At 72.2% G+C, this 11,166-nt stretch carries 6 protein-coding genes; 4 read left to right on the top strand and 2 right to left on the bottom strand.

Annotated elements, in window-relative coordinates; translation table 11 throughout:
- Positions 1-718: 718 nt before the first annotated feature.
- A complete protein-coding gene (locus tag ACIQG9_RS11180) occupies positions 719-2,800 on the bottom strand; it encodes a SpoIIE family protein phosphatase (RefSeq protein WP_400400350.1) in 2,082 nt (693 codons plus the stop codon).
- 310 nt (positions 2,801-3,110) lie between these two features.
- Here ACIQG9_RS11180 and ACIQG9_RS11175 point away from each other — a divergent pair, with 310 nt between their 5' ends.
- Positions 3,111-7,478, top strand: coding sequence for a HAMP domain-containing protein (locus tag ACIQG9_RS11175; RefSeq protein ID WP_400400348.1), 4,368 nt, complete (start codon positions 3,111-3,113; stop codon positions 7,476-7,478).
- A complete protein-coding gene (locus tag ACIQG9_RS11170; protein ID WP_400400346.1) occupies positions 7,475-8,032 on the top strand; it encodes a two-component system response regulator in 558 nt (185 codons plus the stop codon). The genes ACIQG9_RS11175 and ACIQG9_RS11170 overlap by 4 nt, the downstream gene beginning before the upstream one ends.
- A 13-nt stretch (positions 8,033-8,045) precedes the next feature.
- On the opposite strand, the gene ACIQG9_RS11165 is transcribed toward ACIQG9_RS11170, so the two are convergent.
- Positions 8,046-8,555 (bottom strand): GbsR/MarR family transcriptional regulator, encoded by a 510-nt coding sequence (locus ACIQG9_RS11165; RefSeq protein ID WP_400400345.1) that lies wholly within the window; start codon positions 8,553-8,555, stop codon positions 8,046-8,048.
- A gap of 93 nt (positions 8,556-8,648) precedes the next feature.
- Here ACIQG9_RS11165 and ACIQG9_RS11160 point away from each other — a divergent pair, with 93 nt between their 5' ends.
- Together ACIQG9_RS11160 and ACIQG9_RS11155 are read left to right on the top strand one after the other, a co-directional pair.
- On the top strand, positions 8,649-9,560 hold the full coding sequence (locus ACIQG9_RS11160) for an ATP-binding cassette domain-containing protein (RefSeq protein ID WP_400400343.1): 912 nt from the start codon (positions 8,649-8,651) through the stop codon (positions 9,558-9,560).
- Positions 9,557-11,149 carry an ABC transporter permease gene (locus tag ACIQG9_RS11155; protein WP_400400340.1) on the top strand — a complete coding sequence of 531 codons (1,593 nt, stop codon included), beginning with the start codon at positions 9,557-9,559 and terminating at the stop codon, positions 11,147-11,149. Before ACIQG9_RS11160 ends, ACIQG9_RS11155 begins: the two co-directional genes overlap by 4 nt.
- Positions 11,150-11,166: the final 17 nt, after the last annotated feature.

Genomic DNA, 11,166 nt, shown 5'->3' with positions numbered 1-11,166 from the left:
CTGCCTGCCCGCCAACCCGCCTGTTCGCCCGCCTGCCCGCCGGTCGGTCGGCCTGCCTGCCCACCTGCCCGCTCGTCCGCCGATCTGCCTGCCCGCTGCCGGCCCGCCTGCGGGCCTGTCCCACTGGCTGCCTGCCCCGCCCGCCGGCTTGCCCCGCTCGCCGGCCCTGCCCGACCCGCTCGTCTGCCTGCCTGCCCGCCCGCCTCGGTCTGGGCGGCCAGGAAATTGCATGATCCACTCCGTATCGCCGGGATGGGGGTATCCGGGCCGACGGATACCGCCATCTAGGCGATACGGAGTGGATCACCGGGCTGGATCGGTGCCGGCGCGGGCCAACGGGGCTGGGCTGGCCCCGAGGCGGATCAACCGTGCTGGGGCCAGTCCGAGAGTGGATCAACCAGCCTGGGTCGGTCCCGGAGTGGGTCAGGTCATGCTGGGGCCGGTGCCGGAGTGGGCCGGCCGGGCTGGGTCTGTCCCGGAGTGGGCAAACGGGCTGGGCTGGCCCCGGGGTGGATCAACCAGGCCGGGTCGGTCCGGGCGTGGATCAACCAGGCTGGGTCGGTCCGAGAATGGTCGGCCAGGCTGGGTCGGTCCTGGAGTGGGTCAGCCGGGCGGGGGTCGGTCCGAGGGTGGGTCGGTCGGGCTGGGGCGGGCTGGGGGTGGGGGTGGGGCAGCGGGGGCTGGGCTGGGCCCAGGGTGGATCAATCGGGGCGACTCGTCAGAGGGCGTCGTTGCGCAGGACCAGGATGGCGATGTCGTCCCGGGGCGACTCGACCGAGAAGTTGATGGCGGTGGCCCGCAGTCGTGCCGCGACCACGTCGGCGGAGTAGCCGGCCAGCGGGGCGGCGGCCTCGCGCAGCCGTTCGGTGCCGAAGAGTTCCCGGCCGCGCCGCCGCTCGGTCACCCCGTCGGTGTAGAAGATCAGCGAGTCGCCCGGCGCGAGCGGGATCTCCGCCGTCGGCGAGCTGATCGAGTCGAGCAGGCCCAGCGCCGTACCTCCGGTGCCGACGAAGGCCGCCCCGCCCGTGCCGCGCAGCAGCACCGGCCGGTCGTGCCCGGCCAGGTGCAGCGATACGTCGAGTTGTTCGCCCTCGCCGGGCCCGATCGCCGCCAAGGCGAGTGTGCAGTACCGGCCGCCGCCCCGCTCGACCAGCGTGTCGTTGAGCCGGGCCAGCGCCTCGGGCAGCGGCTTGCCGTCACCGACCAGCACCCGGATCACGTCCCGGACCAGGCCGGTCACCGCCGCCGCCTGCACCCCCTTGCCGGAGACGTCACCGATCACCACCAGCCAGCGACCGTCCGGCAGCGGCACCACGTCGTAGAAGTCGCCGCCCACCTCGGCTTCGTCGCCGGTCGGTACGTACTCGGCGGCGAAGCCGACGCCCTCGACGACCGGGAGCACCGGCGGCAGTAGCGACTGCTGGAGGGTCTGGGCCACCCGGCGACGTTCGGCGTGGATCCGGGCGTTCTCGATGGCGAGGGCGGCCCGGCGGGCCACGTCCTCCAGTACCGCCACCTCGTCCGGGTCGTGCCGGTGCCGCTGGTGCCGTCCGACCGCCAGGGTGCCGAGGCGCTGGCTGCGGGCGATCAACGGGACGGCGAAGCCCTCCATCGGCCCGCCCAGCGGCACCTGCGACGCGCTGCGGGACGCCTCGCGCAGCCGGGCCTGGACCGAGTCCGGGCCGGTCTCCTGGAGCACCTTGTGTAGCTGGGGCAGCACCGACTCGTCGGCGTGGCTGGACGCGGCCAGCCGCAGCCGGCCCCACTCGTCGGTGGTGTGCACCGCGCACCACTGGCCGAGCCGGGGCACCACCAACTGCGGGATCAGCGCCATGGTCAGGTCGACGTCGAGCGACTGGGCGAGCAGTTCACTCGCCTCGGCCAGGAACGTCAGCCAGGCCGAGCGGCGGACGTCGGCCCGGCGTAGCCGGTCGTTCTCCAGGTGCAGCGACAGCCGTTCGGCGGCGAGCACGGCGAGCGGCCGGGCGTACGCCGAGGGTGCCGCGTCCAGCTCCAACTCCCCGGCGTACGGCCGGTGCACCGCCAGCGGCACCCGCAGCAGCTCGTTGCCGGGGCGCGGGTGGCGGCCGTACCGGGCCAGCATCTGCGTGCCCTGCCCCTCGCCCCGGTCCAGCCGGACCACCCCGCCGGCCGCGCCCACCATCTCGGCGACCCGGGTGAGCAGGTCGGTGGCGAACTCGGGCAGCGGGTCGTCGGCGTACGGGTCGGGGTTGGTCTGGGTCAGCTCGCTCATCGCGGCGGCGCTCGGCGCGGAGTTCGCCGGGTCGGTGTCCGGGTGGGTGGCCGGCGGGTGCGGCGGGCCCTGCCCGGTGCCCGGATGGTCGCCGGGCCGGTCCAGCCGGAACCACACCCCCTTGCCGCTGGGCAGGTACGTGGTGCCCCAGCGGCTGGCGAAGTGGTCGACCAGCAGCAGCCCGCGACCCCGCTCGGAGACCTCGCTGATCTGGTCGCTGTCGTTGCGGATGCCGACCACCAGTTCGTCGACCGGCCCGGCGGCGAAGTCGGACACGGTGACGGTCAGGCCGATCCGGTCGGCGACGACCTCGATGTCCAGTTCGGTGCGGGCGTGTTCCACGGCGTTGGTGGAGAGTTCGGTGGTCAGCAGCAGCGCCTCGTTGAGCAGTTCGTCGAGGTCGGCCTCGGCCAGCAGGGAGCGGACCACCGCGCGGGCCGCCGCCGGGGTACGCCGGTCGGCGGGCAGCCGGACGCGCCGGACGTGCTCGTCCCGACCCCCGTCCGTCCCGGACCCCGACTCCGCAGACACCCTCGTATCCTCCACTGCCACCGCCCGGGTGCCAAGCCGCACCACGCACCGTCACACCCACTGCGCCGATACCGCGTCCGCGCCGGCCGGCGCGTCGCCGGGTCGTCCCGGGCGGGCCGGTGTGGCGAGCGGGATCACCCGGGCGGGCCGGCGTGGCGAGCGGGATCATCCGGGCGGGGCGGCGTCCCGTGGTGCCGCTGGGAGGTTCCCGGCCGCCGTGCGGATGCGCCTCGCACCGCGCGTCCGTAACGTCGGCACCGGCGCGGGCACAATGATGGGGAGTCGGCGTGTCGTCGTGCGCCGGAGGCCCCGAGTTGAGCGAGGAATGATGACCGCGAAACAGTCGGTGACTGCGGACCTGTCCGCTTCCGAGCATGACGCGCTCCTCGGCGAGCTGGCGGAGGCGCTGCGACGGGTCGGTCGCGGCGACTTCAAGGTCCGGCTGCCCCGGCGGGCGGGGACGGCCGGTGAGGTGGCGGACGCCTTCAACGACGTGGTGGCGCTCCAGGAGCGGCAGCACCTGGACCTGCGCCGGATCAGCCGGGTGGTCGGCCGGGACGGCCGGCTCACCGAACGCCTGGACGAGGAGGGGCTGGACGGCTCCTGGGCGGAGGGCCAGCGGGCGGTCAACTCGCTCATCGACGACCTGGGCCGGCCGACCACCGAGATCGCCCGCGTCATCATGGCGGTGGCCGACGGTGACCTCTCCCAGCACATGGCGCTGGAGATCGACGATCGCCCGTTGCGCGGCGAGTACCTGCGGATCGGCCGTACGGTCAACACGATGGTCGGCCAGCTCTCGTCGTTCTCCAACGAGGTGACCCGGGTGGCCCGCGAGGTGGGCACCGAGGGCAAGCTGGGCGGCCAGGCGGACGTGCGGGGGGTGGCCGGCACCTGGAAGGACCTCACCGACTCGGTGAACACCATGGCGTCGAACCTGACCGGCCAGGTGCGGTCGATCTCCCAGGTGGCGACGGCGGTGGCCCGGGGCGACCTGTCCCAGAAGATCACCGTCGGCGCCCGTGGCGAGGTCGCCGAGCTGGCCGACACGATGAACTCGCTCACCGACACGCTGCGGCTCTTCGCCGAGCAGGTGACCCGGGTGGCGCGGGAGGTGGGCACCGAGGGCAAGCTCGGCGGTCAGGCCGAGGTGCCGAACGTCGCCGGCACCTGGAAGGACCTGACCGACAGCGTCAACTCGATGGCGTCGAACCTGACCTCCCAGGTGCGCAACATCGCCCAGGTCTCCACGGCGGTGGCCCGGGGCGACCTGAGCCAGAAGATCACCGTGGCGGCGCAGGGCGAGATCCTGGAGCTGAAGGACACCGTGAACACGATGGTGGACCAGCTCTCGTCGTTCGCGGACGAGGTGACCCGGGTGGCCCGTGAGGTGGGCATCGAGGGCAAGTTGGGTGGTCAGGCCCAGGTACGCGGGGTGTCCGGCACCTGGCGGGACCTGACGGAGAACGTCAACCAGCTCGCTGGCAACCTGACCAGCCAGGTCCGGAACATCTCCCAGGTCTCCACGGCGGTGGCGAAGGGCGACCTGTCGCAGAAGATCACGGTGGACGCGCAGGGCGAGATCCTGGAGCTGAAGAACACGGTCAACACGATGGTCGACCAGTTGAGTTCGTTCGCCGACGAGGTGACCCGGGTGGCCCGTGAGGTGGGTACCGAGGGGAAGTTGGGCGGTCAGGCCCAGGTGAAGGGCGTCAGTGGCACCTGGCGGGATCTGACCGACAACGTGAACTCGATGGCGTCGAACCTGACCAGTCAGGTCCGCAACATCGCGTCGGTGACCACGGCGGTGGCGAAGGGTGACCTGAGCCAGAAGATCACCGTGGACGCCCGGGGCGAGATCCTGGAGCTGAAGTCCACGGTCAACACGATGGTCGACCAGTTGAGTTCGTTCGCCGACGAGGTGACCCGGGTGGCCCGTGAGGTGGGTACCGAGGGCAAGCTCGGCGGTCAGGCCCAGGTACGCGGGGTCGCCGGCACCTGGCGGGACCTGACCGACAACGTGAACTCGATGGCGTCGAACCTGACCTCCCAGGTGCGGAACATCGCGCAGGTCTCCACGGCGGTGGCGAAGGGTGACCTGTCGCAGAAGATCACGGTGGACGCCCAGGGCGAGATCCTGGAGCTGAAGAACACCGTGAACACGATGGTGGATCAGCTCTCGTCGTTCGCGGACGAGGTGACCCGGGTGGCCCGTGAGGTGGGTACCGAGGGCAAGTTGGGTGGTCAGGCGCAGGTGAAGGGTGTCTCCGGCACCTGGCGGGACCTGACCGACAACGTGAACTCGATGGCGTCGAACCTGACCAGTCAGGTCCGCAACATCGCGTCGGTGACCACGGCGGTGGCCAAGGGTGACCTCAGCCAGAAGATCACGGTGGACGCGCAGGGCGAGATCCTGGAGCTGAAGAACACCGTGAACACGATGGTCGACCAGTTGAGTTCGTTCGCCGACGAGGTGACCCGGGTGGCCCGCGAGGTCGGCATCGAGGGCAAGCTGGGCGGTCAGGCCCAGGTGAAGGGCGTCTCCGGCACCTGGCGGGACCTGACGGAGAACGTCAACCAGCTCGCCTCGACGCTGACCACCCAGCTCCGGGCGATCTCCCAGGTGTCCACCTCGGTGACCCGGGGCGACCTGACCCAGCGGATCGCGGTCAAGGCGCAGGGCGAGGTCGCCGAGCTGAAGGACAACATCAACCAGATGATCGTCACCCTGCGGGAGACGACCAAGGAGAACGCCGAGCAGGGCTGGCTGGACTCCAACCTGGCCCGGATCGGTGGCCTGCTCCAGGGGCAGCGGGACCTGGGCGAGGTCTGCCGCATGATCATGCTGGAGGTGACCCCGCTGGTCGACGCGCAGCTCGGCGCGTTCTTCCTGGCGGACACCTCCGAGGGCGTGATGCGGCTGCGGCTGACCGCCTCGTACGGCTACGTGGCCCGGGGGCACGACGTCACCTTCGGCCCCGGTGAGGGGCTGGTCGGCCAGGCCGCGCTCTCCCGGCGGACGATCCGGCTCAACGCGCTGCCCGACGGCCGGCTCACCCTGCGGTCGGGGCTGGCCGAGACGCTGCCGGCCGACCTGGTGGTGCTGCCGATCCTCTTCGAGGGCGAGCTGCTCGGGGTGATCGAGTTCGCCAGCGTGGCCCGCTTCTCGGAGCTGCACCTGGCATTCCTGGAGCGGCTGGTGCTCACCATCGGCGTCGCGGTCAACACCATCCAGGCCAACCGGCGTACGGAGGAGCTGCTGGCCCAGTCGCAGCGACTGGCCCTGGAGTTGCAGGATCAGTCGGCGGAGTTGCAGCGCACCAACGCCGAGTTGGAGGACAAGGCGAAGCTGCTGTCCGAGCAGAAGGGCAACATCGAGACCAAGAACCGGGAGATCGAGCTGGCCCGGCTCGGCCTGGAGGAGAAGGCGCAGCAGCTCACCCGGGCGTCGGCGTACAAGTCGGAGTTCCTGGCGAACATGAGTCACGAGCTGCGGACGCCGCTGAACTCGCTGCTCCTGCTGGCCCGACTGCTGGCGGAGAACTCCGAGCAGAACCTGAACCGCAAGCAGATCGAGTTCGCCCGGACGATCCACAGTGCCGGTTCGGACCTGCTCTCGCTGATCGACGACATCCTGGACCTGTCCAAGATCGAGGCCGGCCGGATGGACGTCGAGCCCACCGAGATCCGGTTCGCCGAGGTCCGCGGCTACGTGCAGCAGGCGTTCGCCCCGCAGGCCGAGGAGAAGGGCCTGGACTTCCAGGTACGGGTGGCCAAGGAGCTGCCGCCGGCCCTGGTCACCGACGCCCAGCGGTTGCAGCAGATCCTGCGCAACCTGCTCTCCAACGCGGTGAAGTTCACCGACAACGGTGCGGTCACCCTGCGGATCGCCCCGGCGGCGGAGAACGCGGTCTTCGACGTACCGGCGTTGACCAACGCGCGGCAGGTGATCGCGTTCACCGTGATCGACACCGGCATCGGCATCTCCGACGACAAGCTGGGCATCATCTTCGAGGCGTTCCAGCAGGCCGACGGCACCACCAGCCGCCGCTACGGCGGCACCGGGCTGGGGTTGTCGATCAGCCGGGATCTGGCCCGGTTGATCGGGGGGACGATCACCGTGGCGTCCGCGCCGGGGCAGGGTTCGACGTTCACCCTCTTCGTACCCGACGTGCTGGCGCCGGACGCGGTGGTGGCGCCGCAGTCGCCGTCGCCGCAGCGCGCGGGCCTGCCGTCGTCGCTGCTGATGCCGCCGTTGGAGCTGCTGCCGGCCCCGGAGGCCCCGGCCACCCGGCGGTTGGACGGGGCGACGGTGCTGATCGTGGACGACGACGTGCGCAACGTCTTCGCTCTCACCAGCGCATTGGAACTGCACGGGATGACCGTGTTGTACTCGGACAACGGGGCGGACGGCGTCCGCCTGCTGGCCGAGCACCCGGAGGTGGACATCGTGCTGATGGACGCCATGATGCCCGACCAGGACGGCTACGAGACCACCCGGCAGATTCGCCGTAACCACCGCTTCGCGGACCTGCCGATCGTCTTTCTCACCGCGAAGGCGATGCCGGGCGACCGCGAGTCGGCGCTGGCGGCCGGGGGTAGCGACTACATCACCAAGCCGGTGGACCTGGACGAGTTGATCGAGCGGATGGCGTCCTGGATCAGCGGCAGCCGAGGCGAGGAGAATTCGTGACCCAGATGGCCAAGGCGCTGCTGGTCGACGACCGTCGGGAGAACCTGATGGCCCTGGAGGCGATCCTCCAGGGGCTCCCGGTGCAGTCGGTGGCCGTGGAGAGCGGCGAGGCGGCGCTGAAGCAACTGCTGGTGGACGACTTCGCGGTCATCCTGCTGGACGCCCAGATGCCGGACATGGACGGGTTCGAGACGGCCAGCCACATCAAGCGGCGGGAGCGGACCCGGCACGTGCCGATCATCTTCCTCACCGCCGCCGACCGGGACGCCCAGCTCGCGCTGCGCGGCTACGCGGTCGGGGCGGTGGACTACCTGACCAAGCCCTTCGACCCGTGGGTGCTGCGGGCGAAGGTGTCGGTCTTCGTGGAGTTGTGGGTGAAGACCCGGCAGTTGGCGGCGCAGTCCGACGTGGTGCGGGAGCGGGACGCGCAGTGGCGGATGCTCACCGACGCGGTCGACGAGGCGACCACCCTGCTGCGTACCGAGGACGACCCGGAGGCCCGGCACCGCGCGGTGGACATCCTGGAGCAGGCCCGCTGGGGCAACACCCACTGACCCGTCCGCGAGGTCAGCGGACGGCGCGGGGCGGGTGGCCGGTGGCGGCGCGGCGGGCGCGCCAGCGTTCGCCGAGCGAGTCGATCTCCTCCTGGACGAAGACGAAGAAGTCGCGCATCTCGCTGACCCGCTCGCCGCCCGGGGTGGCCCCGCCGTCCAGCGCCTCGACGCCCGAGGTGGCGATGTCGATGAGGGTCTTGTAGATGCCGGTCTTGATGATGGTGGCCTCGTACCAGGGGTTTTCCGGCATCCGGTAGCGGTCCCGCCGGGAGCCCTTCACCGGCTCGCGGACCAGCATGCCGAACTGGGTCAGGTAGCGGACCGCCCCGGAGACGGCGGCGGCGCTGACCCCGAGTTTCTCGCCGATCTCGGCGGCGGTCAGCGGCCCGTCGGCGCTCATCACCGCGAAGAGCACCCGGGCGGCCATCCGGGGGAAGCCGAACTCCGCGAAGGCCATCGCCATCCGTTCGACGAAGAGGTGGACGCCCTCCTCGTTCCGGTCGGGGCGGTGGTCGTCGGCCATCGGCGAGTTCTCCTCACAGGGTGTCGGCAAGGCGATGGTGCCCCAGGTGACACTGTCTTCACAAGTTTGTGAAACAAGCGTAGCTTCCGAAGTATGGAAACTCCGATAGCGGTGACCGGCCTGGTCAAGACCTTCGGCCGCACCAGAGCCCTCGACGGGCTCGACCTCACCGTCCGCGCCGGCGAGGTGCACGGCTTCCTCGGCCCCAACGGCTCCGGCAAGTCGACCACCATCCGGGTACTGCTCGGGCTGCTGCGGGCGGACGCGGGGGCCGTCCGACTGCTCGACGGCGACCCGTGGCGCGACGCCGTCGCGCTGCACCGCCGGCTGGCGTACGTCCCCGGTGACGTCACCCTCTGGCCCCACCTGTCCGGCGGCGAGGTGATCGACCTGCTGGGCCGGATGCGCGGCGGGCTCGACCCGAAACGCCGGGCCGAGTTGCTGGAGTCGTTCGAGCTGGACCCGCGCAAGAAGGGCCGCGCCTACTCCAAGGGCAACCGGCAGAAGGTCGGCCTGGTCGCCGCGCTCGCCTCCGACGTCGAGCTGCTCATCCTCGACGAGCCCACCTCCGGGCTGGACCCGCTGATGGAGGAGGTCTTCCAGCACTGGGTCGGCCGGGCCAAGCGGGACGGCCGCACCGTGCTGCTCTCCAGCCACATCCTCGCCGAGGTGGAGGCGCTCTGTGACCGGGTGACGATCATCCGCAGCGGGCGGGACGTGGAGACCGGCACCCTCACCGAGCTGCGGCACCTGCACCGCACCGCGATCGACGCCGAGCTGGCCGGCCCGCTGGACGGCCTGGCCACCCTGCCCGGCGTGCACGACCTGCGGGTGGACGGCGACCGGGTCCGCTTCGACGTGGACACCGTCGCGCTGGACGCCGCGCTGCGCCGGCTCACCGAGATCGGCGTACGCAGCCTGGTCAGCAAGCCGCCCACGCTGGAGGAGCTGTTCCTGCGGCACTACGAGACGGCGACCGACGAGCCGGCGGAGGCTGGACGATGAGCACCCTCACCGGCACCCGTCACCTGGTCCGGCTGATCCTGCGCCGGGACCGGATCGTGCTGCCGGGCTGGGTGCTGCTGCTCGCGGTGCTGCCGATGTCGTACGCGGCCAGCTTCTTCGAGCTGTTCCCCACCGCCGCCGAGCGGGCCGGGTACGCCACCGGCACCGCCCGCAACCCGTCGATCGTCGCCCTGCTCGGCCCGGTCTACGGCGACAGCGTCGGCGCGCTCACCGCCCAGCGCGGCGGCTTCCTCCAGTTGATCGTCGGGCTGGCCGCCCTGCTCACCGTCGTCCGGCACACCCGCACCGAGGAGGAGGCCGGCCGCCGGGAGCTGCTCGGCGCCACCGTCCTCGGCCGGTACGCCGGTCTCACCGCCGCGCTGGCGGTGACGTACGCGGCGAGCCTGCTGCTCGGTCTGCTCACCGCCGCCGGGCTGGTCGCCGCCGGGCTGCCGGCGGCCGGCTCGCTGGCGTACGGGCTCTCGGTGGCCGGGGTGGGGGTCGTCTTCGCCACGGCGGGCGGGCTCGCCGCCCAGCTCACCGAGACCGCCGGCGGGGCACGCGGGATCGCGGTCGGCGTGCTCGGCGCGGCGTTCGCGCTCCGGCTGGCCGGGGACACCGCCAGCCACGACTGGCCGAGCTGGCTCTCCCCGCTCGGCTGGGCCCCGCGCATCCGCGCCTTCGAGGGGGAGCGCTGGTGGGTGCTGGCGCTGCCGGTCGCGCTGACCGGGCTGCTGGCCGCGGTGGCGTACCCGGTCTCGGTGCGCCGTGACGTGGGGGCCGGGGTGCTGCCGCCCCGGCTGGGGCCGGCCGAGGCGGGGCGGGCGCTGGCCGGGCCGTTCGGGCTGGCCTGGCGGCTGCACCGGGGTCAGCTCGTGGGCTGGTCGGTCGGCTTCGGCCTGCTCGGGTTGATCCTCGGCGGGGCGGCCGAGGCGGCCGGCCGGGCGGTCGAGGGCAACGCCGCGCTGGAGCAGATCATGGCCCGGCTGGGTGGCGCTTCCGGGCTGGCCGACGCGTACCTGGGGGCGACGTTGAGCCTGACCGGGCTGGCCGCCGCCGGCTACGGCATCCAGGCCGCGCTGCGGATGCGGTCGGAGGAGACCGCCGGGCGGGCCGAGCCGCTGCTGGCCACCGGGACGCACCGGTCGGTCTGGCTCGCCTCGCACCTGCTCTTCGCCCTGGTCGGGCCGGCGGTGGTGCTGGCGGTGACCGGCCTGGCGACCGGGCTGACCTACGGTCTCAGCCTGGGTGACGTGCCGGGTCAGCTACCCCGGATGCTCGGGGCGGGCCTGGCGCACGCGCCGGCGGCCTGGGTGCTGGCCGGTCTCGCGGTGCTGCTGTACGGGCTGCTGCCCCGGCTCTCGTCGACGGCCTGGGTGGTGCTCGGGGTCTGCGTGCTGCTCGGGCAGCTCGGCGCGGTGCTGGAGCTGAGTCAGTGGCTGCTGGACGTCTCCCCGTTCACGCACACCCCGCAGGTGCTGCGCGCCGGCTGGAGCGCCACCCCGCTGCTGACCCTGACCGCGCTCGGCCTGCTGCTCTCGGCGGCCGGGCTGGCCGCCTTCCGCCGCCGCGACCTGCCCACCGCCTGATCCGCCACCCGGGGCGG

The sequence above is a fragment of the Micromonospora sp. NPDC092111 genome (assembly GCF_044755745.1).
Lineage (GTDB): Bacteria > Actinomycetota > Actinomycetes > Mycobacteriales > Micromonosporaceae > Micromonospora.
This window is presented reverse-complemented; position numbering and strand designations above follow the sequence as displayed.